General features: G+C 61.8%; 27 protein-coding genes and 4 pseudogenes. 23 read left to right on the top strand and 8 right to left on the bottom strand.

Going from position 1 to position 25242, the window contains the following annotated elements; all coding sequences use genetic code 11:
- A pseudogene (locus X726_RS159620) lies at window positions 1–384 on the bottom strand (alanine dehydrogenase); the annotation flags it as partial.
- Between the two features lie 155 nt (window positions 385–539).
- Here X726_RS159620 and X726_RS159615 point away from each other — a divergent pair.
- The gene (locus X726_RS159615) at window positions 540–1013 is read left to right on the top strand and encodes an Lrp/AsnC family transcriptional regulator (RefSeq protein ID WP_023668897.1); all 474 of its coding nucleotides are present in this window, start codon (window positions 540–542) and stop codon (window positions 1011–1013) included.
- Window positions 1014–1085: 72 nt separating this feature from the next.
- Here X726_RS159615 and X726_RS1000000170390 read toward each other — a convergent pair whose 3' ends face one another.
- Window positions 1086–1424, bottom strand: coding sequence for a hypothetical protein (locus X726_RS1000000170390; protein ID WP_156940620.1), 339 nt, complete (start codon window positions 1422–1424; stop codon window positions 1086–1088).
- A 174-nt stretch (window positions 1425–1598) separates the two neighbouring features.
- Between X726_RS1000000170390 and X726_RS01000000166740 the strand changes: the two are divergent.
- Together X726_RS01000000166740 and X726_RS159610 are read left to right on the top strand one after the other, a co-directional pair.
- Window positions 1599–1781: pseudogene (locus X726_RS01000000166740) on the top strand (Lrp/AsnC ligand binding domain-containing protein); the annotation flags it as partial.
- Window positions 1782–1841: 60 nt separating this feature from the next.
- Window positions 1842–2105: a hypothetical protein gene (locus X726_RS159610; protein WP_155923997.1), complete on the top strand. Its 264-nt coding sequence runs from the start codon at window positions 1842–1844 to the stop codon at window positions 2103–2105.
- A 55-nt stretch (window positions 2106–2160) separates the two neighbouring features.
- Here X726_RS159610 and X726_RS159605 read toward each other — a convergent pair whose 3' ends face one another.
- On the bottom strand, window positions 2161–2826 hold the full coding sequence (locus tag X726_RS159605) for a 5-formyltetrahydrofolate cyclo-ligase (protein WP_023668901.1): 666 nt from the start codon (window positions 2824–2826) through the stop codon (window positions 2161–2163).
- Between the two features lie 181 nt (window positions 2827–3007).
- Here X726_RS159605 and X726_RS159600 point away from each other — a divergent pair, with 181 nt between their 5' ends.
- Window positions 3008–4273: an NAD(P)/FAD-dependent oxidoreductase gene (locus X726_RS159600; RefSeq protein ID WP_023668902.1), complete on the top strand. Its 1266-nt coding sequence runs from the start codon at window positions 3008–3010 to the stop codon at window positions 4271–4273.
- A gap of 141 nt (window positions 4274–4414) precedes the next feature.
- Entirely contained in the window at window positions 4415–6394 is a 1980-nt protein-coding gene (locus tag X726_RS159595; RefSeq protein ID WP_023668903.1) for a bifunctional 2',3'-cyclic-nucleotide 2'-phosphodiesterase/3'-nucleotidase, read from the top strand.
- Between the two features lie 60 nt (window positions 6395–6454).
- On the opposite strand, the gene X726_RS159590 is transcribed toward X726_RS159595, so the two are convergent.
- Window positions 6455–7705, bottom strand: coding sequence for a cyclopropane-fatty-acyl-phospholipid synthase family protein (locus X726_RS159590; protein ID WP_023668904.1), 1251 nt, complete (start codon window positions 7703–7705; stop codon window positions 6455–6457).
- 259 nt (window positions 7706–7964) lie between these two features.
- On the opposite strand from X726_RS159590, the gene X726_RS1000000172215 reads away from it, so the two are divergent.
- From X726_RS1000000172215 to X726_RS159570, 7 genes and pseudogenes are all read left to right on the top strand, one after another.
- Complete coding sequence (locus tag X726_RS1000000172215; RefSeq protein WP_023668905.1) at window positions 7965–8099, top strand: hypothetical protein; 135 nt, start codon at window positions 7965–7967, stop codon at window positions 8097–8099.
- A 113-nt stretch (window positions 8100–8212) separates the two neighbouring features.
- A pseudogene (locus X726_RS1000000171520) lies at window positions 8213–8338 on the top strand (Dabb family protein); the annotation flags it as partial.
- Between the two features lie 35 nt (window positions 8339–8373).
- Window positions 8374–8580, top strand: a pseudogene (locus X726_RS1000000171525) (Dabb family protein); the annotation flags it as partial.
- 55 nt (window positions 8581–8635) lie between these two features.
- Window positions 8636–9508, top strand: a complete 873-nt coding sequence (locus tag X726_RS159585) for a VOC family protein (RefSeq protein WP_023668906.1) — start codon at window positions 8636–8638, stop codon at window positions 9506–9508.
- Window positions 9505–10383 carry a 3-deoxy-8-phosphooctulonate synthase gene (gene kdsA, locus X726_RS159580; RefSeq protein ID WP_031198152.1) on the top strand — a complete coding sequence of 293 codons (879 nt, stop codon included), beginning with the start codon at window positions 9505–9507 and terminating at the stop codon, window positions 10381–10383. The genes X726_RS159585 and kdsA overlap by 4 nt, the downstream gene beginning before the upstream one ends.
- Before the next feature lie 97 nt (window positions 10384–10480).
- The gene (locus X726_RS159575; RefSeq protein WP_023668908.1) at window positions 10481–10684 is read left to right on the top strand and encodes a dodecin family protein; all 204 of its coding nucleotides are present in this window, start codon (window positions 10481–10483) and stop codon (window positions 10682–10684) included.
- Between the two features lie 84 nt (window positions 10685–10768).
- Window positions 10769–11134, top strand: coding sequence for a PRC-barrel domain-containing protein (locus X726_RS159570; RefSeq protein WP_023668909.1), 366 nt, complete (start codon window positions 10769–10771; stop codon window positions 11132–11134).
- Between the two features lie 82 nt (window positions 11135–11216).
- Here the strand turns inward: X726_RS159570 and X726_RS1000000172220 are convergent, their stop codons facing one another.
- Window positions 11217–11339 carry a hypothetical protein gene (locus tag X726_RS1000000172220; protein ID WP_023668910.1) on the bottom strand — a complete coding sequence of 41 codons (123 nt, stop codon included), beginning with the start codon at window positions 11337–11339 and terminating at the stop codon, window positions 11217–11219.
- 109 nt (window positions 11340–11448) lie between these two features.
- Window positions 11449–13029, bottom strand: a complete 1581-nt coding sequence (locus X726_RS1000000171040) for a hypothetical protein (protein ID WP_198037291.1) — start codon at window positions 13027–13029, stop codon at window positions 11449–11451.
- Window positions 13030–13132: 103 nt separating this feature from the next.
- On the opposite strand from X726_RS1000000171040, the gene eno reads away from it, so the two are divergent.
- The 11 genes from eno (at window position 13133) to X726_RS159515 (ending at window position 23534) form a co-directional block, all read left to right on the top strand.
- Entirely contained in the window at window positions 13133–14407 is a 1275-nt protein-coding gene (eno, locus tag X726_RS159565; RefSeq protein WP_023668912.1) for a phosphopyruvate hydratase, read from the top strand.
- A 137-nt stretch (window positions 14408–14544) separates the two neighbouring features.
- Window positions 14545–14868, top strand: a complete 324-nt coding sequence (locus tag X726_RS159560; protein WP_023668913.1) for a septum formation initiator family protein — start codon at window positions 14545–14547, stop codon at window positions 14866–14868.
- Window positions 14869–15063: 195 nt separating this feature from the next.
- Entirely contained in the window at window positions 15064–16110 is a 1047-nt protein-coding gene (gene pdhA, locus X726_RS159555; protein WP_023668914.1) for a pyruvate dehydrogenase (acetyl-transferring) E1 component subunit alpha, read from the top strand.
- Between the two features lie 15 nt (window positions 16111–16125).
- Window positions 16126–17547, top strand: coding sequence for a pyruvate dehydrogenase complex E1 component subunit beta (locus X726_RS159550; RefSeq protein WP_023668915.1), 1422 nt, complete (start codon window positions 16126–16128; stop codon window positions 17545–17547).
- Window positions 17548–17565: 18 nt separating this feature from the next.
- Window positions 17566–18987: a pyruvate dehydrogenase complex dihydrolipoamide acetyltransferase gene (locus X726_RS159545; RefSeq protein WP_023668916.1), complete on the top strand. Its 1422-nt coding sequence runs from the start codon at window positions 17566–17568 to the stop codon at window positions 18985–18987.
- A 12-nt stretch (window positions 18988–18999) separates the two neighbouring features.
- Entirely contained in the window at window positions 19000–19419 is a 420-nt protein-coding gene (locus X726_RS159540; protein ID WP_023668917.1) for a hypothetical protein, read from the top strand.
- A complete protein-coding gene (locus tag X726_RS159535; protein ID WP_023668918.1) occupies window positions 19416–20057 on the top strand; it encodes an SGNH/GDSL hydrolase family protein in 642 nt (213 codons plus the stop codon). Before X726_RS159540 ends, X726_RS159535 begins: the two co-directional genes overlap by 4 nt.
- A gap of 21 nt (window positions 20058–20078) precedes the next feature.
- Window positions 20079–21527 carry a dihydrolipoyl dehydrogenase gene (gene lpdA, locus X726_RS159530; protein ID WP_023668919.1) on the top strand — a complete coding sequence of 483 codons (1449 nt, stop codon included), beginning with the start codon at window positions 20079–20081 and terminating at the stop codon, window positions 21525–21527.
- Between the two features lie 102 nt (window positions 21528–21629).
- A complete protein-coding gene (locus tag X726_RS159525; protein ID WP_023668920.1) occupies window positions 21630–21887 on the top strand; it encodes a GlsB/YeaQ/YmgE family stress response membrane protein in 258 nt (85 codons plus the stop codon).
- 208 nt (window positions 21888–22095) lie between these two features.
- Window positions 22096–23061 carry a lipoyl synthase gene (gene lipA, locus X726_RS159520; RefSeq protein ID WP_023668921.1) on the top strand — a complete coding sequence of 322 codons (966 nt, stop codon included), beginning with the start codon at window positions 22096–22098 and terminating at the stop codon, window positions 23059–23061.
- 11 nt (window positions 23062–23072) lie between these two features.
- Window positions 23073–23534 carry a type II toxin-antitoxin system RatA family toxin gene (locus X726_RS159515; RefSeq protein WP_023668922.1) on the top strand — a complete coding sequence of 154 codons (462 nt, stop codon included), beginning with the start codon at window positions 23073–23075 and terminating at the stop codon, window positions 23532–23534.
- Here X726_RS159515 and X726_RS159510 read toward each other — a convergent pair.
- Together X726_RS159510 and X726_RS159505 are read right to left on the bottom strand one after the other, a co-directional pair.
- On the bottom strand, window positions 23510–24019 hold the full coding sequence (locus X726_RS159510) for a CinA family protein (RefSeq protein WP_023668923.1): 510 nt from the start codon (window positions 24017–24019) through the stop codon (window positions 23510–23512). The genes X726_RS159515 and X726_RS159510 overlap by 25 nt on opposite strands.
- Window positions 24016–25239: a bifunctional 2-C-methyl-D-erythritol 4-phosphate cytidylyltransferase/2-C-methyl-D-erythritol 2,4-cyclodiphosphate synthase gene (locus tag X726_RS159505; RefSeq protein WP_023668924.1), complete on the bottom strand. Its 1224-nt coding sequence runs from the start codon at window positions 25237–25239 to the stop codon at window positions 24016–24018. Before X726_RS159505 ends, X726_RS159510 begins: the two co-directional genes overlap by 4 nt.
- Between the last annotated feature and the right edge of the window lie 3 nt (window positions 25240–25242).

Below are 25242 nucleotides of genomic sequence, written 5' to 3' on the forward strand. Positions count from 1 at the left end.
CGGCAGGCCGCCGCGGTCGTCGGTTACGGTCTCATAGGCGATTGCGGTGACGCCGGACGCGAGCAGGCCCTTGGTCTGCTCCGGATCCGGGGCCAGGTGCAGATAGGTGTAGAGGATCTGGCCGTCGCGCAGCTGCGCCCATTCGTTGGGCTGCGGCTCCTTGACCTTGACGATCATGTCGGACTTGGCGAACACGTCGGCGGCGGTCCTGGCGATGGTGGCGCCGGCGGCGCGGTAGGCATTGTCATCGGCGCCGATGCCGGCGCCGGCGCCGCTTTCGACCAGCACTTCATGACCATGCGCGACATATTCGCGGACGGAGCCCGGCGTCAGGCCGACGCGGTATTCGTGGTTCTTGATTTCCTTGGGGCAACCGACGCGCATAGTCTTCTCCTGATCCGGCCCTTCGGGCTCGTTCCCTGTATCAACCGAGTGAACCACAAATCGTTGCGCAGGTGTTTGCGAATGCGCTTGCGCGGGGTCACGCGTTTCGATAATCGTTGCGCGAAATCAAGGAAATTTCGCAGGAATCACGAGAAATGCCGCTCGACAGGATCGATATCGCCATTCTCGAGGCACTGCAGAAGGATGGCCGCATACCCAATGCGGCGCTCGCCGAAAGGGTCGGCCTGTCGCAGTCGGCCTGTTCGCGCCGGCTCGACAATCTGGAGAAATCCGGCACCATCCGCGGCTATCACGCCCGGCTTTCGAATGCAGCGCTCGGTCACCAGATGACGGCGATCGTGCACATATCGCTGTCGGGACAGTTCGAAAAGACGCTGTCGGATTTCGAGGCGGCGATCAAGCGCTGCCCGAATGTGCTGTCGTGCCACCTGATGTCGGGCGAATACGACTATATCCTGCGCATCGCCGCCAAGGATCTGGTCGACTATGAGCGCATCCACAAGGAGTGGCTGTCGGCGATGCCGCATGTGACCAAGATCAACTCATCCTTTGCCCTGCGCGAGATCGTCGATCGGACCGCCATGGGAATGAAGCCGGAACTGGCTTAACGCCACAAACATACTCGGACGTCCTTCCCGATATAGCATGCGCCTTCGCGGCGAAGTTCTTCCCAGCGTTCATCACCCGTGGGTGGCGCGAATGTCGGAGTTTGCATAGCCCGCCCAGACATCACCGTCCTTGTAGACATCCGCCCAGTAATCTTTAGACATTTCACCAGCGCCACTATGCGGATCAGGATAGTCGATCCCTGCAAAAACTTGCTTCGGTCCCTGGATATTGAAATCGCCGCCCTGCTCGATTTGATAAGAGCACCTTCCGGATATGCGGGTCTGACCGCCAACAACAAGCAGGCAGCGGCCCCATTTGTAGCCGCTCGGCAAACGATGCCGTGGTTGCGCATGCAAAGGCGAAAGGGAAAACGCAATTGCGAGGGTAATTGCTATGGTTCGTCCGATCATCTCGCCACCCGTTGCGAAGCAGCCAATTCAAGAGCGGCTCGACACTGTTGGATCCGCCCGAAGCGCATGTCGAAGCGGTTCGCTGCAGCATGGTTCCCTTAAAGAGTATTTATCGACCACGTCGGATTTTTGTCACGTAACATTTGTGTTGCTACACGGCGGTCAACCGGCCTCGATGCGGCGATAAAGTGCTGCCCAAATGTGCTGTCCTGCCACCTGATGTCGGGTGAATACGACTACATCCTGCGCATCGCGGCGAAGCACCTCGTGGGCTATCAACGCATCCACAAGAAGTGGCTGTCTGTTATGCCGCACGTGATGAAGATCAGTTCGTCCTTTGCCTTGCGCGATTGTTGATCGCGCGGCGATGGAGAAGAAGCGGAGAGGCTTAGGAACTGAGTAGCGGAGTGCACGGAATTGTGCGTAAAATCAAATAAAGTGGATACTAGAAAAGCCGCTGAAGAGGTGAAGATAATCGCCGACAATGCCAATGACATGGCCCGATTGATTGAGCTTCCGTCTGCAGGTGCGCTACACGCGCGCACCGGAGATCCGCTTGTCTTGCTGAAAATTTTGTTCAGTGTGTATCGCCGCATTCGTTTGTTGGCCGAGTATAAAGATGCCGGTAAGGCGGATATTCCTCAGTTGCCTGGGAATGACACCAACGGCGATCTTTTCTAAGCGTGATATTTATGAATATGTGCGATCACACGGAGGGTCTCTGAATCTCATCACGCTAGGCTTTTAATACCTCGGTCACCAGTTGGTCCATCGGGATGTCGTGCGGCTGCGGGTAGATGGTGGGGATGCGCTGCAGTTCGTAGCCGACGCCGATGACCAATGGCTTGAACGGCATGGCAGCCAGCGTGCGGTCGAAGAAGCCGCCGCCATAGCCCAGGCGGTAGTTTCGCGGGTCGATGCCGACGATCGGCGAGATGACGATGTCGGGCAGCACCGGGTCGCCTTCGGCGGGGATAGGGATGTTCCAGACGCCTTTTTCCAGCCGGTCGCCAGGCACATAAGCGCGGAAGATCAGCGGCTGGCCCTTCTCGATCACGATGGGCAGCGCCGTGCGGCCGCCGCGTTCGTTGATCGACGCCATCCACGGCCGCAGGTCCGGCTCGCCGCGAAACGGCCAATAGAGGCTGACCATGCGGCCGGCAATGTCGCCGATGGTCGCGTCGAGCCCTTCGGCGATAGCCCGCGACATCGCCACCCGCGCATCGGCGGAAACCGCCAACCGTGCCGCGATCAGACGCTCGCGCTCGGCCTTGCGCCAACGGCGCACATCGGTCCAGTCGGTCAATGGCGCGCGAAATTCCGGATCGAGTTCGTGCATGAAGCAAGGCGGCGAAGAATATTGCGCCCGCCCTTTGCGATCTTTGTCATCGTCGTTGGCCATGCTTCACTCCCGTGGTTCCAGCCCCTGCAAGGCTATACCCGTCCAGGCTTGCCGACATAGGCATTCGCGACATCCGGCGACGAGTCCTGGGCAGCCTTACGCGCGGCAGTCTAGCGCGCCGCGACATTGTTGCGGTGCACAAAAATCACTAGATAAAGAGAGACAAACAGGGGTGAATGCGATGAGTGAAACCAGCCATCATGTCGTTGTCGTCGGCGCAGGGTTCGGCGGTCTCGAACTCACCCGGGCGCTGGCCGGCGCACCCGTGCGCATCACCATGATCGACAAGCGCAACCATCACCTTTTCCAGCCGCTGCTTTACCAGGTGGCGACCACCTCGCTGGCGACCTCGGAAGTTGCCTGGCCGATCCGTCATCTGCTGCGCAAGCGCGAGGACGTGACGACCCTGCTCGGCAACGTCACCGGCGTCGACCGTCCAGGCAAACGCGTGCTGCTTGAGGACGGCAGTTCTGTTCCCTACGACACGCTGGTGCTCGCCACCGGCGCGCGTCATGCTTATTTCGGCCACGACGAATGGGAGCCTTTCGCGCCCGGGCTGAAGACGCTTGAAGACGCAACCACCATTCGGCGGCGCATCCTGCTCGCCTTCGAGCAGGCCGAGCGCGAGACCGATCCGGCCAAGCGCCAGGCACTGCTGACACTGGTCATCGTCGGCGGCGGCCCGACCGGCGTGGAGCTTGCCGGCACCATTGTCGAACTCGCGCATGAAACGCTGCGCGGCGAATTCCGCAACATCGACACGCGTGAGGCGCGTGTGGTGCTGGTCGAGGCCGGAGACAGGATCCTAGCCAATTTCGCGCCAAAGCTGTCCGACTATGCGCGCAAGGCGCTGGAGCGGCGGGGCGTCACGGTCGAGCTTGGCCGCGCCGTCACGCGCCTCGATGCCGAAGGCGTCGTCTTTGGCGATACGCATCTGCCGGCGCGAACCATCCTGTGGGCCGCCGGCGTGGCGGCTTCACCCGCGGGAGAGTGGCTGGGCGCGCCGGTGGACCGGGCGGGCAGGGTAATGGTCGAGCCCGATCTGACCGTGCCGAACAGTCCTGAAATCTTCGTCATCGGCGACACCGCGCATGTCTTGCGGCCGGACGGCAAACCGGTGCCCGGCGTGGCGCCCTCGGCCAAGCAGGAGGGCAAGCATGTCGCCGCGACGATCAGGGCGCGGCTGGCCGGCGATGGCGCGCCGCGGCCTTTCCGCTACAAACATGCCGGCGACCTGGCGACGATCGGCAAGTGGGCAGCCGCGATCGATTTCGGCTCGATCAAGCTCACGGGATGGCTTGCCTGGTGGCTGTGGGGCGTGGCGCATATCTACTTCCTGATCGGTTTCCGCAACCGGCTCTCGGTGTCGCTTAGCTGGCTATGGATCTATTTCACCGGCCAGCGCAGCGCGCGGCTGATCACCCAGGGCGACGATGACAAGGGCTGAGGTTCTCAACCGCGGCCAAGGATATTCATCCAGCCGTCACCTTTTGCTGATCGACTGACTTCCCGATGGACATGGCCGGTTTTCGGCGCGAAGCTTCCGCCCGGGGCTGGGATCTTGTCACGTCGCTGGGAAGGAAAACCAATGCCGCATCTCAATTACCCCGTCTCCCGCCGTAGTTTTCTTGCCGGTACGGCCGCCAGCGGGGCGCTGATCATGCTCCATCCGTTTTCCGCCCGCGCGCAGGCCAATCAGGCGCATCTGAGGATCATGGAGACCACCGACATCCATGTGAATGTGCTGCCTTACGACTACTACGCCGACAAAGCCAACGACACGATGGGCCTGTCACGGACGGCCTCACTGATCGCGGCGGTGCGCAAGGAAGCCACCAATGCGATGCTGATCGACAATGGCGATCTTTTGCAGGGCAATCCGATGGGCGATTACATCGCCTATGAGAAGGGCCTCAAGGAAGGCGATCTGCATCCGATCATGAAGGGCATGAACCTGCTGGGCTATGAATGCTCGACGCTCGGCAATCACGAGTTCAATTACGGCCTGTCGTTCCTCGACAAGGTGCTGGCCGGAGCCAATTTCCCCTTCGTCTGCGCCAATCTGATCCGCGGCACCGAGCTTGCCGCCAAACCGCGCGACGACAAGCTCTACCTCAAGCCCTATGTCATCCTCGACAAGAAGATCAAGGACGGGTCGGGCGCCGAGCAGCCGATCAAGATCGGCATCATCGGCTTTGTGCCGCCGCAGATCATGGTCTGGGACCTGAAGAACCTGGAAGGCAATGTCAGGACGCGCGACATCGTCGAGGCGGCCAGGGCATGGGTGCCGCAGATCAAGGAGGAGGGCGCCGACATCGTCATCGCGCTCTCGCATTCCGGCATCGATATCAAGCAGGGCGACGGCATGGAGAACGCCTCCTTCTTCGTCGCCGGCGTCGAAGGCATCGATGCGGTGTTCACCGGCCATCAGCATCTCGTCTTCCCCGGCAAGAAGGATTTTCAGGCGCTCGAAGGCGTCGACACCGAGAAAGGCACGCTGCAGGGCAAGCCCGCCGTGATGGGCGGTTTCTGGGGCTCGCACATGGGACTGATCGATCTGCTTCTGGAACGGGACGGATCGAAATGGCGCGTAGCCTCGGCCACATCGGAGGCAAGGCCGATCTACCAGCGCGTCGACAAGGCAAACAAGCCGACGGTGGCGGACGACCAGCGCGTCGTCGATGCGCTGAAGGCGGACCATGAGGCGACACTTGCCTATGTCCGCCGACCGGTCGGCAAGACCTCGGCGCCGCTCTATTCCTATTTCGCGCTGGTCGCCGACGATCCGTCGGTGCAGATCGTCAACCAGGCGCAGAGCTGGTACCTCAAGGACATATTGAAGAGCACGCAGTGGAAGGATGTGCCGCTGCTGTCGGCGGCAGCACCCTTCAAGGCCGGCGGGCGCAACGGCGCCGACTACTATACCGACGTGCCGGTGGGCGACATCGCCATCAAGAACGTCGCCGACCTCTATCTCTATCCGAACACGGTGCGCGCCGTCGAAATCACCGGCGCGCAAGTGAAGGAATGGCTGGAAATGTCGGCCGGCATTTTCAGGAAGATCGAGCCGGGCAAGGCCGACCAGGCGCTCATCGACACCGAATTCCCGTCCTACAATTTCGATGTGATCGATGGCGTCAGCTACGGAATAGACCTGTCGCAGCTGCCGAAATACGATGCCAAGGGTGGCGTCGCCAATGCCGGCTCGAACCGCATCGTCGGCCTCAGCTTCGACGGCAAGCCTATTGATCCGGCAGCGAAATTCGTCGTCGCCACCAACAATTACCGCGCCGGCGGTGGCGGCAATTTCCCCGACATCAATGCCTCGAAGATCATCTACGAGGCGCCGGACACCAACCGCGACGTGATCGTGCGCTACGTCGTCAGCGAAGGCACGATCAATCCCTCGGCCGACGACAATTGGTCGTTCACGCCGCTGCCCGGCACCAGCGTCGTGTTCGAGACCGGCCCCAAAGCGAAGGATTTTATATCGGGAGTGAAATCGCTCAAGATCGAGCCGGCCGGCGAGGGCGAATCCGGGTTTGCGAAGTATCGCATCCTGCTTTGAGGCAACGTGCAGCTAACAGGGAAAACGAGCGGGCATACGCCCGCTCAATCACGCTTCGGATCAGGCTTTGTAGACCACTTGGCGCACGTCGATGTAGCTGGCTCTAAAGCCGGCTTCGCAATAGTGGAGATAAAATTCCCAAAGCTTCTTGAAGCGGTCGTCGAAGCCGAGCGGGACGATCTTTTCCCACGACGCCCAGAAGCGGTTGCGCCATTCGGCAAGCGTGCGGGCATAGTCGTCCGGAAAGACGCGCTCGCGCAGATGGGCAAGGCCATGGTCGCTGCCCAGCGTCTTCAGGATCGACGGCGTCGGCAGCATGCCGCCTGGGAAGACATAGCGCTGGATGAAATCCGGCCTCGCCCGATAGGTGTCGTAGGCGGCCTCGTTGATGGTGATGATCTGCAGGCCGGCGGTGCCGCCGGGCCTCAAGCACGCCTTCATCTTGCCGAAAAATACCGGCCAATATTTTTCGCCGACCGCCTCGAACATCTCGATCGAGGCGATGCGGTCGTAAGTGCCCGTTTCGTCTCGGTAATCCTGCAGCTTGATGTCGACCTTGTCAGACAGTCCCGCCTTCTGGATGCGCGCCTTGGCGAAATCGTGCTGTTCGCGGCTGATGGTCAGGCCGGTGACGCGGCAGCCGATCTCGCGCGCGGCAAATTCGGCAAAACCGCCCCAGCCGCAGCCGATCTCGAGCACATGGTCCTTCTTGCCGATGCCGGTATCCTTGGCCAGCGCGCGGTATTTGGCGGCCTGAGCGCTTTCCAGGTCGTTGGCGCCGGTCGCATAGAGCGCCGACGAATAGGTCATGCTGGGATCGAGCCATTGCTTGTAGAAGGCGTTGCCGAGATCGTAATGCGCCGAGATGTTGCGCTTCGAGCCGGTGCGGGTGTTTTCGTTGAACCAGTGGCGGATGCGCTGGACCGTGTTGATGAGCCAGTTGGCGCCGCCGGCAATGCGTTCCCCAACGGCCGAGTTGACGACGAACAGTTCGAGGAAGCTGGTTACATCAGGGCTTTCCCAGTCGCCGTCCATGTAGGATTCGGCAACGCCGATGGTGCCGCCGGAAAAGGCACGGCCGGGCAGGCGCCAGTTCTTCAACACCAGCTCGGCATCCGGCCCGGGTCCGTTGCCGCCGACAAGCACCGCCCGGCCATCCGGCATCCTCACCTTCAGCGAACCGCGCGGCAATTTCATCGCCGCCGACAGCACCATGCGCGCCTTGGCCGGCAGGCCCTTGACGATCTCGGCGAAATTGAGTTCGTCCAGCCTGATGGCGTCGCCGATGCCTTTGTATTCCCTGACAGCCATCTCACACCCCCCTGGACTTCCGCGGGGGCGGCGCAAGATCTGCCGGCCTCCACATCCTCCACTTTCATTCGCCAGGCGCGAACGCCGTAGCCTGCTTAAATTTTCGCCACAATCTTCCACCGCATCGACCGGAACTTCAAGAGGCAAGCCGTGCCCGGCACTGGCCCAGGTGGCGTGCCTGGGGCCAGAATCGGTGAGGGCGAGCGACCGCCGGTGAAATCGCTATGGTTAGGAACAGCCACATACGTTAGTTTCAGCCATGCGTTACGTCATCGTCATCACCGCCATCGCCTTTTTCCTGATCTGGGATGGCCTCTATAATCAGGGCCGCTATCTCGACACGACGGTCAGGGAAATGTCGCGCGTCGTGCGCTACGTCACCGGCAAAGCCTAGCTTTTGCGCCTCTGCAAAGTCGCCTGCCGGCATTGCCGGGCGCGACATCGTGGCGGTTGACGCGACGGTCCCGCTCACACAAAACATGCCGCAAATCGAACGTGGAGGCAGGTGTGATCCGGCATATCGTTTTCTTCAGCGCGCGGCGCAAGGACGATGTCGAGGCCGTGCGCACGGGCTTGCTCGCGCTGGGCAAGATCCCGCATTCAAGCCTCTTCGAGGTGACGCTCAACACCAAGGAGATCGGAAGAGCGTCGTGTAGGGANTGGGCAAGATCCCGCATTCAAGCCTCTTCGAGGTGACGCTCAACACCAAGGTCGATCCGCTGTCGGATGCGATCGACGTGGTCGTCTATGCCGAGTTCGAGGATGATGCCGCGCTTGCCGCCTACAAGGCGCACCCGCTCTATGCCGAGACGACCAGTCGGGTCAAACCATTGCGCGAATTGCGCTATTCGGCCGATGTCGTGGCGATGGCCTGATCGGGCTGGCAAGAGGCCTTGAACCGATTTCCGGAATGATGCACACCGCGCCGGCATGACCAGCACGATCCATCCGCTTGACCATCTTGTGTTGCCGACGGCGAGCCTCGCCGTGGCGCGGGCGCGGCTGACATGGCTTGGCTTCATCGTCGCACCAACCGGCATCCACCCTTTCGGCACCGAAAATTGCTGCGTCTTCTTCGCCGACGGCACCTACCTCGAACCGCTGGCGGTCGGGAATGAACAGGCTGCAGACGAGGCATTTGCCGGTGGCAATGTCTTTGTCGCGCGCGACCGGCTCTATCGCGCCAGGCTGGGCGATGAGGGCTTTTCCGCCGTGGTGCTGGCCACCGACGATGCCGATGCGGACCATGCGCGCTTTATCAAAGCCGGCCTGTCGGCGGGAGATGTACTGAGCTTTTCCCGCGCCTTCACCGACACGGCCGGAAAGAGCGACATGGCCTCGTTCAAACTGGCTTTCGCCGCCGGCGCCGAGACGATGGACGCCTTTCTGTTCGCTTGCGAGCGGATCAACGCCCCTCAAATCGACCGTACGGCACTGCAGGCCCATGCCAACGGCGTGACCGGCATTGCCGAAATCGTCGCGGTCAGCGGCGTGCCATCCGAAAAGCGCCACCTGATCGAGACAGCGACGGGTTCGAGGCAGAGGAGCAGCACGGCGTTCGACCTGGCGAACGCGCGTTTGAGCGTTCTCAAGCCCGCGGCTTTCGCTGAGCGCTTCGGCATGTCGGCTGGCGCGCCGACGGACCTTCGCTTCGCCGCGATCGTCTTTTCGGCCCGCAGTGTCGGCGCTGTCGCGAGGCTGCTTGCAGACAACGCCGTCGGGCACGATATAGCGGGCAACGAAATCGTCGTGCAGCCGGCATCCGGACAGGGCGCGGCTTTCATCTTCCGGGAGACCCCATGAGCAAGCCGCAAGGGCCCAATTCGCTGGCGCCGAATTCGTCGGTAACCGTCGGCAACGTCGTCTTCGACAATAGCGGGCCCTTGGCGTTGATCGCCGGCCCGTGCCAGTTCGAATCGCGCCAGCACGCTTTCGACATGGCCGGCGCGCTGAAGGAACTGACCGGCAAGCTCGGCATCGGCCTCGTCTACAAGACCAGCTACGACAAGGCCAACCGCACCTCGCTGTCGGCAACGCGCGGCGCCGGCATGGACGCGGCGCTTCCGGTGTTCGACGAGTTGCGCAAGGCGTTTTCGCTTCCCATTCTGACCGATGTCCACACCGAGGAGCAGTGCGCGATCGTAGCGCACCATGTCGATGTGCTGCAGATTCCGGCCTTCCTGTCGCGCCAGACCGACATGCTGGTCGCCGCGGCCAAGACCGGCAAGGTGATCAACGTCAAGAAGGGGCAGTTCCTGGCGCCCTGGGACATGAAGAACGTGGTGGCCAAGATCACCGGCTCCGGCAACCCCAATGTGCTGACCACCGAGCGCGGCGCTTCCTTCGGCTACAACACGCTGGTGTCGGACATGCGGGCTTTGCCCGTGATGGCCGAGATCGGCGCGCCGGTGATTTTCGACGCCACCCATTCGGTGCAGCAGCCGGGCGGGCAGGGCGGTTCCTCCGGTGGCGAGCGCCGCTTTGTCGAGACGCTGGCGCGGGCTGCCGTTGCCGTCGGCGTCGCCGGCGTGTTCATAGAGACCCACCAGGATCCCGACAATTCGACCTCCTCCGACGGGCCCAACATGCTGCCGCTGAAGGACATGCCGGCGCTGCTCGAAAGACTGATGGCATTCGACCGCATCGCCAAGAATGCTGCTGACCTGAACCGAGGCTGATGGATTCGGCGATGGCGCGCGCGCTGCCCTGCTTGTGGAAGGCATAAGCCGGCTGTAGGCTCGCTGCTGCAAATGAGCGTCTTGGCAGGAGGAAGCCATGTCCGTCGCCCGCGTCACCGAAATCACGTCGTCGTCGAAAAAGAGCTTTCAGGACGCCATCGAGAAGGGGATTGAGCGCGCCTCAAAGACCCTGAAGAACGTGGAAGGCGCCTGGATCCAGGACCAGAAGATCGTCGTCGAGGACGGCAGGATCGCGGCCTATCGCGTCAACATGAAGGTGACGTTCATCCTCGCGGAGTAACCGCCCGCCGCTCGAAAAAACGGGAACTTTCGCCCGCGCCCCTCATTGTCAAAGTATCGATCAACGACATGAGGAGCAGCAGCCATGACCACCCAGACAGGCCACACCGAAGCCATCGCCGCTTCGCGCGTCATCGGCACGTCGGTCTACAACACCGAAGGCACGAGCATCGGCAGCATCGAGGACATCATGCTCGACAAGACGTCGAACGGCATCATGTTCGCGGTTATCGGGTTCGGTGGATTTCTCGGCATTGGCGAGAAGTATCACGCCATTCCGTGGGCGAGCCTCGACTATGACGAGGACAAGGGCGGCTATGTCGTGCCGTTCTCGAAGGAGCAGCTGAAGGCAGCACCCGCCTATTCGATCAATGAACTGGCCGGCGCCGATGGCGAGGCCGCGCGTGATGCTTCCTATGATTACTACAAGGTCACGCCGTATTGGCATTGATCAGCTGCGCTGACGCCTGACGTGAAAAGGCCCCCGAATTCCGAAACGGGGGCCTTTTCAGTGCAACCCGACAGTTTCTAAATTATTCTGCCGCATGAAACGTGGACAGCTGCGTCGCCGCCCTTGGCGGCTGCTGCGTATCGCAGGACGTCAGGAACGCCGCCGCGATCAGGAACAAACTCACGATACCGCTCAACTCGGACATGGCGAAACTCCTCCTGTTTCGCCCCGCGCATCACCATCCTAGTCGACACAGAGATTGTTATCTCTGAATTATGATGACGTGGTGTTGTCGAACGTGATCCGAGGCATGCTCAGCCGAGGAGTCCGGCATTCTTCACCGCCTTGAAAACCTTTTCGTGCCAGGCGATCCGATCCGCTTCGCCATTGGCCTGCGTGGCGGAATTGGCGTTGCCGACGTTGATCGCGCGCGAGATCTTTTTGATCAGGCCGGCATCGGCAAAGGCATTGCAGCCTGACCCTTTCCATTCGGCGCAAGCTGCGAGCAGCGAAGTCTGCGGATCCTCGATCAGTTCAGGATGATTGGCGAGGTCAACCTTGGCGAGCTTGCCCTTGGCCGTGTACGCGTCGCGCCCGGTGGTCTGGAACGTGCCGCCGCCGCGGAAATTGAAGCCGTCCAACGTTCCTTTCACATTGCCCATGCGGCCGCCATAGGCCCAGTCGCCCAGGGCTTGCGGCTTGCGCAGCAGGTTGTCCTCGATCCACTGATCGGTCTTGCCCGCGGCTCGCGACCTCCATGCGTTCCGGATTGCCGCCACGGTCGTGTAGGTCAGGGATTCGCGAATGAGGGTGAAGCCACCGGTTTCCATCGCCGCTTGAGCGAAGAAATGCATCAGCCGATCATAGTTGTTGCACACCCCATGATCGCCAAGTGTCTTGAGGCCTTTGTCGGAGGTAAAGGCGCCGATGTAACCGTCATAGATTGTTCGCTTGGAACCGCTTGCCGGTCTCGGCGCGAATTTCTGGAAGACCGCTGCTGGCAAACCCTTGTTCGGATCGCCCGCAACGGCTTCGAGCACGCTCTCGACACTCTCGGTCGACAGCACCGGTTCGCCTTCGACGACCACCGAAGCATTGGGAATTCGCTTGCCGTTGTTTTTCGGGAAGCCACCGCCGGCAAAGGTTTTCAAATCGTCGATGAGGGCGATTACGCGTGTCCGGCTCTCCGTGAAATCCATGTCGGAAAGAGGACCGCTCACCTTCTTCGTCGGGTTGATGCATCCGACGCTGGACAGGAAATTGACGCCCGGATGGATCAGGATTTCGGTGCGCTTGTTGGTCTTCAGCAGTTCGAGTCCAGGTTTGGGTGGCGTCTTGCCGCCAGTGTAGCCGATGGTCACATATTTGCCTCCGGCCTGCGTCGCCAGCGGATAGGTGCCGGGCTCGATGCGCCTGCCATTGTCTTCTTTGGAATTATCGCCTGGGCCGCGAGATTCACACACGAACCCCGATAGACCCGTTACTGCCGTGCCGTTGTGAAAGACTTTATAGGTACCAACTGTCCTGCGTCTGGTGCCCCTCATATGCTCGACTTTGCGGCTAATAAGAAGTTCCCAGCCAGTGCCTGAAATCGCTGCCATTGCCGCCTCCCCAAAGAGTTCAAGCTTGTTCATTTCACTGTGGTCGCCAAATAGTTCGCGTTGTAGATGTGACCCTAACATCTTCGAATTCTCTGCATTGTGAAGTTTGTCACGTTGGCGGTAGCCTCTTTTGAAGCATCGGCTGGAGTTTGTGCGCCGCCTGGTATTTCGTGGTAAGGCATTGCCGCGATGAAAGGGGATGGGCAGCCGCCCCATGCGGCGCCAGACATATGACGTCAGGGCGGGCTGTTTGCGTTCAGATGGCGTCGCCCATGCCCCACGGCCTGAGCGCATGGGGCGACCGTCACCATTATTTCATGCCATTCCTGATTGCCTTTTGCGGCACTTTGGCTAAGAGGGGCGCGACGCTTTCAATCGATCAATCGGGGACATCGCAATGACCGCCATCATCGACATTGTCGGGCGTGAAATCCTGGACAGCCGTGGAAATCCGACCGTCGAGGTCGACGTCGTCCTCGAAGACGGCTCGATGGGCCGCGCCGCGGTGCCGTCGGGCGCGTCGACCGGCGCGCATGAGGCCGTCGAACTGCGCGACGGTGGCGCCCGCTATCTCGGCAAGGGCGTGCTCAAGGCGGTCGAGGCCGTCAATGGCGAGCTGTTCGAGGCGATCGGCGGCTTGGAAGCCGAAAACCAGATCCACATCGACCAGACCATGATCGAGCTCGACGGCACGCCCAACAAGAGCCGGCTCGGCGCCAACGCCATCCTCGGCGTCTCGCTGGCGGTCGCCAAGGCCGCGGCGGAAGCCGCCGGCCTGCCGCTCTACCGCTATGTCGGCGGCACCAAGGCGCATTTGCTGCCGGTGCCCATGATGAACATCATCAACGGCGGCGCGCATGCCGACAATCCGATCGATTTCCAGGAATTCATGATCCTGCCGGTCGGCGCGCCGACGCTGCGCGAAGGCGTGCGCTGGGGCTCCGAAATCTTCCACACGCTGCGCAAGAAGCTGAAGGATGCCGGCCACAACACCAATGTCGGCGACGAAGGCGGCTTCGCGCCCAATCTGAAGAGTGCGCCGGTGGCGCTCGATTTCATCATGGAATCGATCGAGAAGGCCGGCTTCAAGCCGGGCGAGGAGATCGCGCTCGGTCTCGACTGTGCGGCGACCGAATTCTTCAAGGACGGCAATTACGTCTATGAGGGCGAGAAGAAGACCCGCGATCCCAAGGCGCAGGCCAAGTACCTGGCCAAGCTCGCCGCCGACTATCCGATCATCTCGATCGAGGACGGCCTGGCCGAGGACGACTGGGAGGGTTGGAAGTACCTGACCGATTTGATCGGCAACAAGACGCAGCTGGTTGGCGACGACCTCTTCGTCACCAACACGGCGCGGCTGCGCGACGGCATCCGCATGGGTGTCGCCAATTCGATCCTGGTCAAGGTCAACCAGATCGGCTCGCTCACCGAAACGCTCGACGCTGTCGAGACCGCGCACAAGGCAGGCTACACAGCCGTCATGTCGCACCGTTCGGGCGAAACCGAGGATTCGACCATCGCCGACCTCGCCGTCGCCACCAATTGCGGGCAGATCAAGACCGGTTCGCTGTCGCGCTCGGATCGCATGGCCAAGTACAACCAGCTGATCCGCATCGAGGAAGAGCTCGGCAAGCAGGCGCGCTACGCCGGCAAGTCGGTAATCAAAGCTTAAATTCTGCTGAACTGGCGAAAACGACGAAGGGCGGGATTTTCCCGCCCTTTTTCGTTGCGGGCGCTGGCTAATGCACCTGTCCGTAACCGTCCATTAAGCACAATCGGGCGAGATAGACAGGTCAGAGGATTGCGACCATGTGGACACGCCAGCACAAGCAGAGAAACACCGGCCGGCTGATCATCCCGTCGCTTTGCGTGGCGTTCCTGGCCTATTTCGGCTTCCATGCCTATCATGGCGAGTTCGGCATCAATTCCAAATATCAGCTCGAAGCGCAGACCATCGAATTGCAGGCCAAGTACGATGCCATCAAGGCGCGCCGGGTCGATCTGGAGCGGCGCGTCCAGCTGATGCATGAGGGTACGCTTGAAAAGGATATGCTCGACGAGCAGGCACGCCGGGCGCTCAATCTGTCCCAGCCCGATGAAATCACCATCATGCTGCCGGCCAATTTGAAATAACCTAATTTCGGTTAATCGTTTTTATTTCCAATGATTCTAGGCATTTAGATGCATGCCAGCCATGCGTTTTTCTGCATGGCGAAACGCGGTCTCGCATGTTAGCTTCCTTCCAATCGGTGGGGAGGAGCTGATCCTCCCCGGAGCAGACATGGTCTGCTTTAGTGTCCGCAAAGAGACGCCAACAGGGAGTGATGCATGGCCACCGCCGCCAAAAAAGCGCCTGCCAAATCCGTTAAATCGACATCCGCCAAATCAACGGGGCTTTCCGCCCCCAAGCCGGCCGACTTCACCAAGGACGAGGAGCTTGCCGCCTACCGGCACATGCTGCTTATCCGCCGCTTCGAGGAAAAGGCCGGCCAGCTCTACGGCATGGGCTTTATCGGCGGCTTCTGCCACCTCTATATCGGCCAGGAAGCGGTCGTCACCGGCATGAAGATGTCGCTGATCAACGGCGACCAGATGATCACCGCCTATCGCGACCATGGCCACATGCTGGCGATGGAACTCTCACCGCGGGGCGTCATGGCAGAGCTGACCGGACGCCGTGGTGGCCTGTCGAGGGGCAAGGGCGGCTCCATGCACATGTTCTCCAAGGAGAAGCATTTTTACGGCGGCCACGGCATTGTCGGCGCGCAGGTCTCGCTCGGCACCGGTCTCGCCTTCGCCAACCGCTACCGCGACAACAACAATGTGTCGCTGACCTATTTCGGCGATGGCGCAGCCAACCAGGGTCAGGTCTATGAAAGCTTCAACATGGCCTCGCTGTGGAAGCTGCCGGTGATCTACATCATCGAGAACAACCGCTACGCCATGGGCACTTCGGTGTCGCGCTCGTCGGCCGAAACCAATTTTTCGCATCGCGGCGCCTCGTTCAAGATTCCCGGCATTCAGGTCGACGGCATGGATGTGCGTGCGGTCAAATCCGCCGGCGATCAGGCGACCGAATGGTGCCGTGCCGGCAACGGTCCGATCATCCTCGAGATGCAGACCTATCGCTATCGCGGTCACTCGATGTCGGATCCGGCAAAATACCGCTCCAAGGAAGAAGTGCAGAAGATGCGCTCGGATCATGATCCGATCGAGCAGGTCAAGGTGCGGCTGACGGCCAAGAAGTGGGCGACCGAGGACGAACTCAAGAACATCGACAAGGAAGTCCGCGACATCGTCGCCGACGCCGCCGAATTTGCCCAGCACGACGCAGAGCCGGATCCGTCCGAGCTCTGGACCGACATCGTATTGTAACGGGAGGGCAAGGACATGCCGATCGAAATTCTCATGCCCGCTCTCTCGCCGACCATGGAAGAGGGCAATCTTTCCAAGTGGTTGAAGAACGAGGGCGACAAGGTCGTCGCCGGTGATGTCATCGCCGAGATCGAAACCGACAAGGCGACCATGGAAGTCGAAGCCGTCGATGAAGGCACGATCGGCAAGATCGTGGTTCCCGCCGGCACCGAAGGCGTCAAGGTCAATGCGGTGATCGCCGTGTTGCTGCAGGACGGGGAAAGTGCAGGCGACGTCGAAAAGAGCGGCAAGCCTGCCTCCACCCAGGATGCCATTTCCGCTGGCGGTCAGCGGACCGATGCAGCCGAGGAAGGCTCAAAGGCGGCTCCCCAGGATGCCGGCGAGGCTCCGAAGGCAGTTCCCGCCGCTCCGGCAGCCAAACCTGCCGCCGATCCGGATATTCCCGCCGGCACCGAGATGATCTCGACTACGGTGCGCGAGGCCTTGCGCGATGCCATGGCCGAGGAAATGCGCCGCGACGGCGATGTCTTCGTCATGGGCGAGGAGGTCGCGGAATACCAGGGCGCCTACAAGATCACGCAAGGGCTGCTGCAGGAATTCGGGCCGCGCCGCGTCGTCGACACGCCGATCACCGAGCACGGCTTTGCCGGCGTCGGCGTCGGTGCGGCGATGGCCGGCCTGAAGCCGATCGTCGAGTTCATGACCTTCAACTTCGCCATGCAGGCGATCGACCAGATCATCAACTCCGCGGCCAAGACGCTCTATATGTCGGGCGGCCAGATGGGCGCACCGATCGTGTTCCGCGGACCGAACGGTGCGGCCGCCCGCGTCGGCGCCCAGCATTCGCAGTGCTATGCCGCCTGGTACAGCCATATTCCCGGGCTAAAGGTGGTGATGCCGTACACGGCTGCCGACGCCAAGGGCCTGCTCAAGGCGGCGATCCGCGATCCGAACCCGGTCATCTTCCTTGAAAACGAAATCCTCTACGGCCAGTCCTTCGACGTGCCGAAGCTCGATGATTTCGTGCTGCCGATCGGCAAGGCGCGCATTCACAAGCAGGGCAAGGACGTCACCATCGTCTCGTTCGGCATCGGCATGACCTACGCCATCAAGGCGGAAGCCGAACTGCGCGGCATGGGCATCGATGCCGAGATCATCGATCTCAGGACCATCCGTCCGCTCGACCTCGACACCGTCATTGCCTCGGTGAAGAAGACCAACCGCTTGATCGTGGTCGAAGAAGGTTTCCCGCAAAGTTCGGTCGGCGACCACATCGCCAACCAGGTTTCGCAGCGCGCCTTTGACTTCCTCGATGCGCCGGTCATCACCATCGCCGGCAAGGACGTGCCGATGCCTTATGCGGCGAACCTCGAAAAGCTGGCCTTGCCCAATGTCGGCGAGGTCATCGAGGCCGTCAAAGCCGTCACGTATCGCTGAGCCGGTCGGGAGGACATCATGCCAATCAACATCACCATGCCGGCGCTGTCGCCCACGATGGAAGAGGGCAATCTTTCCAAGTGGCTGGTCAAGGAAGGCGACAAGGTTTCGCCGGGCGACGTGATCGCCGAGATCGAGACCGACAAGGCGACGATGGAAGTCGAGGCCGTCGATGAGGGCACGGTCGCCAAGCTGGTCGTTCCGGCCGGCACCGAAGGCGTCAAGGTCAATGCGCTGATCGCCATTCTCGCCGGCGAAGGCGAGGATGCAGGGGCGGCGGCAAAGGGTGGTGGCGATGCCGCGCCCGCGAAAGCCGATGCCAAGCAGGATAAGGCGTCAATCTCCCCACCCGTGGGGGAGATGTCGACGAAGTCGACAGAGGGGGGCGCTGCCCCGCCGACCTCTCAGTCTGTCGCGCCCCCCTCTGGCCTGCCGGCCATCTCCCCCACAAGGGGGGAGATCAGCCAATCGTCAGGCGAGCGCACCTTCGCTTCGCCGCTGGCTCGTCGCATCGCCAAGGATGCCGGAGTCGACGTGTCCGCCGTAACCGGCACCGGCCCGCATGGCCGTGTCGTCAAGGCCGATGTCGAGGCGGCGATTGCCGGCGGTGGCGCCAAGGCTGCACCGGCCGCGAAAGCCGCACCTGCCGGCGCTCCGGCACCTGCGGCTCCGGCTGCGGCACCCAAGGCGATGTCGGACGAACAGGTGCTGAAGCTGTTTGCCGAAGGGTCCTATGAGCTCGTCCCGCACGACAATATGCGCAAGACCATTGCGCGCCGCCTGGTCGAGGCCAAGACAACCATCCCGCATTTCTACCTGACGCTCGACTGCGAGCTCGATGCGCTGCTGGCGCTGCGCACACAGATCAATGCGGCTGCTCCGACGAAGAAGACCGACAAGGGCGAGGCTCCCGTCTACAAACTCTCGGTCAACGACATGGTGATCAAGGCGATGGCGATGGCGCTGATGGCGGTGCCGGATGCCAATGCATCGTGGACCGAAAGCGCCATGGTCAAGCACAAGCACGCCGATGTCGGCGTTGCCGTGTCGATCCCCGGCGGCCTGATCACGCCGATCATCCGCCACGCCGACGAAAAGACGCTGTCCACTATCTCCAACGAGATGAAGGATCTGGCGAGCCGTGCCCGCAGCCGCAAGCTGAAGCCTGAGGAATATCAAGGCGGCACGACGGCTGTCTCCAATCTCGGCATGTTCGGCATCAAGGACTTTGCCGCCGTCATCAACCCGCCGCATGCGACGATCCTGGCGGTGGGTGCGGGCGAGCAGCGGCCGGTGGTCAAGAATGGCGAGATCAAAATCGCCAATATCATGTCGGTGACGCTGTCGACCGATCACCGCGCCGTCGACGGTGCGCTCGGCGCCGAACTTCTGGTCGCCTTCAAGCGCATGATCGAAAACCCGATGGGCATGCTGGTCTAGGAAGGAAAGGCTGTGCGGAAATTCGTCACCAGCCTTTTCGCCCTGATCCTTTCCGGCCTGGCCGGCGGGCTGGTGGCGCTGTGGCTGGCAATCGTCACCAATGCGAATTCCGAATACATCCTGGTCTTCATGGTTTCGGCGCTGGTCACCATCGTTGCGACCGTGGCGTTTTTCATCGCGCAGTTCGTGCCAAACCCGCAAAGGGCGATAAACCTGACGGGGCTTGTTGGGGTTTCGTTGTTCGTGCTGGCCGGAATCGGGCTGATTGCCTGGACCTTCTCGCAGCCGCCTGGCAAAGCCCAGTGGTCGGGCGATCTCCCCGTTGTCGCCGGTCTGTTTTTGCCAAGCATCGCCACGGTTATCGTGCAGTGGCTGTTCGTGGGATGGCGCGTGCGGCGCGGGCTTAGGGCGGAGGCGGGTGCGGGTGCATGAAGACGATCCTCTGCTACGGCGATTCCCTGACCTGGGGCTATGACGCGGCGAGCCTCGGGCGTCATGCGCTGGAAGATCGCTGGCCGAGCGTGCTCAAGGCGGCGTTGGGCGACGATGATATCGAAGTCATTGCCGAAGGTCTGAACGGCCGCACCACGGCTTTCGACGATCACCTGGCTGGTGCCGACCGCAATGGCGCCAAGGTGCTGCCGACGATCCTGACCAGCCATGCGCCGCTCGACCTGATCATCGTCATGCTCGGCGCCAACGACATGAAGCCCTGGATCCACGGCAATCCGGTCGCGGCCAAGCAGGGGGTGCAGCGGCTGATCGACATCGTGCGCGGCCACGATTATCCGTTCGACTGGGCCGCGCCGCAAATCCTGATCGTCGCGCCACCAGCGGTCAGCCGCACCGACAATGCCGAATTCAAGGAAATGTTTGCCGGCGGCGACGAGGCCTCGAAGCGGCTGGCGCCGCAATATTCCGCGCTCGCCGACGAGGCCGGCTGCGGCTTTTTCGATGCCGGCACGGTGGCCGAGACCACACCGATCGACGGGGTCCATCTCGATGCCGAAAACACGCGCAATATAGGTGACGCATTGGCGCCATTGGTGCGTGTGATGCTGGAACTCTAGAGAAAATCAGGGAGAAACCCCGTGGCAGAATCCTACGACGTCATAATCATCGGCTCGGGCCCCGGCGGCTATGTCACGGCGGTGCGCTCCGCCCAGCTCGGCTTCAAGACTGCCATCGTCGAGCGCGAGCATCTCGGCGGCATCTGCCTCAACTGGGGCTGCATCCCGACCAAGGCGCTGCTGCGCTCGGCCGAGATCATGCACTATTCCGATCATCTGAAGGACTACGGCCTGAAGCTCGAAGGCGGCAAGGTCAGCGCCGACACGGCCGCTGTCGTCGACCGCTCGCGCAAAGTGTCGTTGAGGCTCAATGGCGGCGTCGCCTTCCTGATGAAGAAGAACAAGGTCGACGTTATCTGGGGCGAGGCCAAGCTCTCCAAGCCCGGTGAGATCGTCGTCTCCAAGACGGCCAAGAAACCGATGGAGCCGCAGCCGCCGGTGCCCAAGGGCGTCAAGGGCGAGGGCACCTATACCGCCAAGCACATTATTCTCGCCACCGGCGCCCGGCCGCGCGCGCTGCCCGGCATCGAGCCGGACGGCAAGCTGATCTGGACCTATTTCGAGGCGATGGTGCCGAAGGAGATGCCGAAGTCGCTGCTGGTCATGGGTTCGGGCGCCATCGGCATCGAGTTCGCCTCCTTCTACCGCACCATGGGCGCCGAGGTGACGGTGGTCGAGCTGTTGCCGGCGGTGATGCCGGTCGAGGATGCCGAGGTCTCGAAATTCGCGCAGAAGCAGTTCGAGAAGCAGGGCATGAAAATCATCCTCGAGGCCAAGGTGACCAAGGTCGAGAAGGGTGCCAACTCGATCACCGCCCATGTCGAGATGAAGGACGGCAAGGTCGAGAAGATCACCGCCGACCGCATGATCTCGGCCGTCGGCGTGCAGGGCAACATCGATAATCTCGGCCTCGAGACGCTCGGCGTGAAGACCGATCGCGGCTGCGTCGTCATTGACGGCTATGGCAAGACCAACGTTCCCGGCATCTACGCTATCGGCGATGTCGCCGGACCGCCGATGCTCGCCCACAAGGCCGAGCATGAAGGCGTGGTCTGCATCGAGAAGATCGCCAATTTCCCCGGCGTGCATGCGACAGACAAGCTGAAGATCCCGGGCTGCACCTATTGCAACCCGCAGGTCGCCTCGGTCGGGCTCACCGAAGCCAAGGCGAAGGCCGAAGGCAAGGACATCCGCGTCGGCCGTTTCCAGTTCGGCGCCAACGGCAAGGCGATCGCGCTTGGCGAGGACCAGGGCTTCATCAAGACCATCTTCGACAAGAAGACCGGCCAGCTGCTCGGCGCGCATATGGTCGGCGCCGAGGTGACGGAGCTGATCCAGGGCTTTGTCGTGGCGATGAACCTGGAGACCACCGAGGAAGAGCTGATGCACACCATCTTCCCGCATCCGACGCTGTCGGAGATGATGAAGGAAAGCGTGCTCGATGCCTATGGCCGTGCGCTCAACGCGTGATAAATTGGTGCCGCGAGACTCAGACGCATGCGCCGGAGGAACCTTACGGCAAGACAGTTCGTTTCCGGATGCATTTTCACCTGACACTGGAGGAGTTGGCATATGGACGTGAATGGCGTGGGCTGGATTGCGGCCATCATCATCGGCGGTTTGGCCGGGTGGCTGGCCGAGATGGTCATGAAGAGCAATACCGGCGTCTTGATGAACATCATTATGGGCATTGTCGGCGCGGTGGTGCTGAACGCAATTCTCAGGGCGCTCAACATCGAACCCTTCGGTGTCGGCTGGCTCGCCTACCTGATCACCGGCTTCATCGGCGCCTGCCTGCTGATCTTTGCCGGGCGGCTCATTCGCCGATAAAACGGCTCGCCGTTTTATCTCGTTCTTCTGACGCAATTCCGGACGGAAAACCGTGTCACACTTTTCCTGGAATTGCTCTGGATCCCCGCTATGCGAAAAAGGCTGTGGCGGCATGCGCCGCCGCAGCCTTTTTCTTTGCACCGAAAAGTCCTAGATGACGCCAGAAGGGCGAATGCCGACGGGCAGACGCCAACAAGTCAGGTTTGAGATGGTCACTGTTCTCGACACGATCGCCAACGCGCCGCGCCTGCGGCACCCCGAGAAGGCACACAAGCCTGATCAGGACGTGCTGCGCAAACCCGACTGGATCCGCGTCAAGGCGCCGATGTCGAAGGGCTATGCCGAAACTCGCGAGATCGTGAAGTCGCACAAGCTGGTCACGGTGTGCGAAGAGGCCGGCTGCCCCAATATCGGCGAGTGCTGGGAAAAGAAGCACGCCACCTTCATGATCATGGGCGAGATCTGCACGCGCGCCTGCGCCTTCTGCAATGTCGCCACCGGCATTCCGACCGCGCTCGATGCCGATGAGCCGGCGCGTGTCGCGCATGCCGTCAAGCAGATGGGGCTGACCCATGTCGTCATCACCTCGGTCGACCGCGACGATCTCGCCGATGGCGGCGCGCAGCATTTCGCCGAGGTTATCCGGGCGATCCGGGCAGCGACACCTCTGACCACGATCGAAATCCTGACGCCCGATTTCCTGCGCAAGGAAGGCGCGCTGGAGATCGTCGTGGCGGCCAAGCCCGATGTCTTCAACCACAATCTCGAAACCGTGCCGTCGAACTACCTGACGGTGCGGCCGGGTGCCCGCTATTTCCACTCGATCCGGCTGTTGCAGCGGGTCAAGGAGCTCGATCCGTCGATCTTCACCAAGTCCGGCATCATGGTCGGCCTCGGCGAAGAGCGCAACGAGATCCTGCAGCTGATGGATGACCTGCGCTCGGCCAATGTCGACTTCATGACCATTGGCCAGTATCTGCAGCCGTCGAAGAAGCACCACCCGGTGATCCGCTTCGTCACGCCGGAGGAATTCAGCTCCTTCGCGACTATCGGCAAGACCAAGGGTTTCCTGCTGGTGGCGTCGAGCCCGCTGACGCGCTCCTCGCATCATGCCGGTGACGATTTCGCCAGGCTGCGGGCGGCGCGTGAGGCGCAGCTCAAAAAAGCCAGTTAAATCCTGCTTCAATGCCGAAATTCGAAGCCACACGCCGCGTTGCCCACACGCCGGAGCAGATGTTTGCGCTGGTCGCCGATATCGAGACCTATCCGCAATTTCTGCCGCTGTGCGAGGCGCTGACGGTGCGCTCTCGCAAGGAGCGTGATCGCCGCACCATTCTCCTCGCCGATATGAGCATCGGCTACAAGGCGATCCGCGAGACCTTTACGACGCAGGTGCTGCTGAAGCCGGACGAGAACACAATCGACGTCAAATACATCGATGGGCCGTTCAAATATCTCAGCAATATCTGGCGCTTCGAGCCGGCCGACGGCGGCGGCTGCAACGTTCGCTTCTTCATCGACTACGAGTTCAAGAGCCGTATCCTCGGCGTGTTGATGGGCACCATGTTCGATCGCGCCTTCCGCATGTTTTCCGAAGCCTTCGAAAAACGTGCGGACGTCATCTACGGAACGACGCCCATCTCATGAGTGTCGCCGAGCGCGCGCAGGCCGATCTCCAGCGCATGCTTGACCGTCTCGCGGCGGATGAAGTCGCGGCCAATGTCGGCAAACATATTGAGCTCGGCAGCCACCGGCCCACCTCTTAGGGCAACTCCGAACCAGACGAGGCCGACCGGTTTTTCCGGCGAGCCGCCGCCTGGGCCGGCAATGCCGGTGACGGCAAGCGCAAGCCCGGCGCGCGAGCGGGCCAGAGCGCCCTCCGCCATCTCCAGAACCGTTTCGCGCGAGACGGCGCCATGCGCCTCGAGTGTGGCGGGCGAGACGCCGAGCATCTCCATCTTTGCTTCATCGGAATAGGTGATGAGGCCGCGATCGACGACAGCGGACGAGCCGGCAATGTCGGTCAGTGCCGAGATGATCATGCCGCCGGTGCAGCTCTCGGCCGTCGCCAGCATGATGCCGCGTTGCTGGCAGACCTGGAGCAGGGCGTTGGCAAGATCGCTGTTGTTCATGCGGGAACCTCCCCGGGGAAGACGACACTGGCGGTGGCGATGGCGGCGATGCCTTCCTCGCGGCCGACAAAGCCGAGTTTCTCGTTCGTCGTCGCCTTGATCGAGATGCGATCGCTGGAAATGCCCAGCATCGCCGACAGCGCATTGGTCATGGCCCCGCGATGCGGGCCGACGCGCGGCGCCTCGCAGATCAGCGTGATGTCGGCATTGGCGATGCGGCCGCCGCGTTCGCGCACCAACCTGGCCGCATGCTCGACGAAGTTCTTTGACGCCGCGCCCTTCCATTGCGGATCGGAAGGCGGGAAATGCGTGCCGATGTCGCCGGCGCCGCAAGTGGCGAGCAGCGCATCGGTCAGCGCGTGCAGGCCGACATCGGCATCCGAATGGCCGGAAAGCTTCTTGCCGTGCGGAATGGCGACGCCGCACAGGGTGACATGGTCGCCGGCCTCGAAGGCGTGCACGTCATAGCCATTGCCGGTGCGAATGTCTGGAAAACGCTCGCCAGTAAGCCGTTGATCCGCCATCGCGATATCCCTTGCCCAGGTCAATTTGACATTGTCCGGCGACCCCTCGACGATTTTTACCGGAATATCCGCCCATTCGGCGATCGCGGCATCGTCGGTGAAATCCGCCTTGCCGAGATGATGGGCCTTTTCATGCGCGGCGAGCAACGGCCAGAACGGAAAGCCTTGCGGCGTCTGGGCGGCATGAAGGCCGGCCCTTGGCACCGTCTCTTCGATCATGCCGGTCGTCGACTCGCGCTTCAGCGTATCGGCGACGGGCAAAGCGGGCAGCGCGCCCTGCCGCTCGCCAATGGCGGCGATGGTACGGTCGATCAGGGCCGCGTCGACAAAGGGCCGCACCGCGTCATGGACAAGGACACGGCCGGGCGTACGGTCCCTCAGCGCCAGCAGGCCGAGCCGGACCGATGCCTGGCGCGACTCGCCACCGACCACGGCGGTAACCCGCTCGGCATACAGGCCGGCTGCCTTGTCGAAAAGCGCGCGGTCATCGGCATGGATGGCGACGACGACGGGGCCAATTTTGGGATGCGCCAGGAACGTCTCCAGCGTGCGCGCGATAACGGCACGGCCGCCGATGCGCTGATATTGCTTCGGCCCGTCGGCCTGTCCGGCACGCGCGCCGCGGCCGGCTGCAACGATGACCAAGCCGACCTTGTCGGTCGTCGCCTCGGCCGGTTTTTCGCTTGCGTCTGTCATGCC

It is taken from the genome of Mesorhizobium sp. LSJC285A00 (assembly GCF_000503155.1).
Classification (GTDB): Bacteria; Pseudomonadota; Alphaproteobacteria; order Rhizobiales; family Rhizobiaceae; genus Mesorhizobium.

What these genes read in the sequence shown, in the direction of transcription:
- X726_RS1000000172220 (WP_023668910.1), bottom strand. Translation starts at nt 11,339, where the DNA reads ATGTCCGAGTTGAGCGGTATCGTGAGTTTGTTCCTGATCGCGGCGGCG.
- X726_RS159605 (WP_023668901.1), bottom strand. Translation starts at nt 2,826, where the DNA reads ATGGCCAACGACGATGACAAAGATCGCAAAGGGCGGGCGCAATATTCT.
- X726_RS159570 (WP_023668909.1), top strand. Translation starts at nt 10,769, where the DNA reads ATGACCACCCAGACAGGCCACACCGAAGCCATCGCCGCTTCGCGCGTC.
- X726_RS159505 (WP_023668924.1), bottom strand. Translation starts at nt 25,239, where the DNA reads ATGACAGACGCAAGCGAAAAACCGGCCGAGGCGACGACCGACAAGGTC.
- kdsA (WP_031198152.1), top strand. Translation starts at nt 9,505, where the DNA reads ATGAGCAAGCCGCAAGGGCCCAATTCGCTGGCGCCGAATTCGTCGGTA.
- X726_RS159585 (WP_023668906.1), top strand. Translation starts at nt 8,636, where the DNA reads ATGACCAGCACGATCCATCCGCTTGACCATCTTGTGTTGCCGACGGCG.
- lipA (WP_023668921.1), top strand. Translation starts at nt 22,096, where the DNA reads ATGGTCACTGTTCTCGACACGATCGCCAACGCGCCGCGCCTGCGGCAC.
- X726_RS1000000171040 (WP_198037291.1), bottom strand. Translation starts at nt 13,029, where the DNA reads ATGCGCTCAGGCCGTGGGGCATGGGCGACGCCATCTGAACGCAAACAG.
- X726_RS159590 (WP_023668904.1), bottom strand. Translation starts at nt 7,705, where the DNA reads ATGGCTGTCAGGGAATACAAAGGCATCGGCGACGCCATCAGGCTGGAC.
- X726_RS159550 (WP_023668915.1), top strand. Translation starts at nt 16,126, where the DNA reads ATGCCGATCGAAATTCTCATGCCCGCTCTCTCGCCGACCATGGAAGAG.
- X726_RS159515 (WP_023668922.1), top strand. Translation starts at nt 23,073, where the DNA reads ATGCCGAAATTCGAAGCCACACGCCGCGTTGCCCACACGCCGGAGCAG.
- X726_RS159600 (WP_023668902.1), top strand. Translation starts at nt 3,008, where the DNA reads ATGAGTGAAACCAGCCATCATGTCGTTGTCGTCGGCGCAGGGTTCGGC.
- X726_RS159595 (WP_023668903.1), top strand. Translation starts at nt 4,415, where the DNA reads ATGCCGCATCTCAATTACCCCGTCTCCCGCCGTAGTTTTCTTGCCGGT.
- X726_RS1000000170390 (WP_156940620.1), bottom strand. Translation starts at nt 1,424, where the DNA reads ATGATCGGACGAACCATAGCAATTACCCTCGCAATTGCGTTTTCCCTT.
- X726_RS1000000172215 (WP_023668905.1), top strand. Translation starts at nt 7,965, where the DNA reads ATGCGTTACGTCATCGTCATCACCGCCATCGCCTTTTTCCTGATCTGG.
- X726_RS159575 (WP_023668908.1), top strand. Translation starts at nt 10,481, where the DNA reads ATGTCCGTCGCCCGCGTCACCGAAATCACGTCGTCGTCGAAAAAGAGC.
- X726_RS159510 (WP_023668923.1), bottom strand. Translation starts at nt 24,019, where the DNA reads ATGAACAACAGCGATCTTGCCAACGCCCTGCTCCAGGTCTGCCAGCAA.
- X726_RS159545 (WP_023668916.1), top strand. Translation starts at nt 17,566, where the DNA reads ATGCCAATCAACATCACCATGCCGGCGCTGTCGCCCACGATGGAAGAG.
- X726_RS159525 (WP_023668920.1), top strand. Translation starts at nt 21,630, where the DNA reads ATGGACGTGAATGGCGTGGGCTGGATTGCGGCCATCATCATCGGCGGT.
- pdhA (WP_023668914.1), top strand. Translation starts at nt 15,064, where the DNA reads ATGGCCACCGCCGCCAAAAAAGCGCCTGCCAAATCCGTTAAATCGACA.
- eno (WP_023668912.1), top strand. Translation starts at nt 13,133, where the DNA reads ATGACCGCCATCATCGACATTGTCGGGCGTGAAATCCTGGACAGCCGT.
- X726_RS159535 (WP_023668918.1), top strand. Translation starts at nt 19,416, where the DNA reads ATGAAGACGATCCTCTGCTACGGCGATTCCCTGACCTGGGGCTATGAC.
- X726_RS159560 (WP_023668913.1), top strand. Translation starts at nt 14,545, where the DNA reads ATGTGGACACGCCAGCACAAGCAGAGAAACACCGGCCGGCTGATCATC.
- X726_RS159615 (WP_023668897.1), top strand. Translation starts at nt 540, where the DNA reads ATGCCGCTCGACAGGATCGATATCGCCATTCTCGAGGCACTGCAGAAG.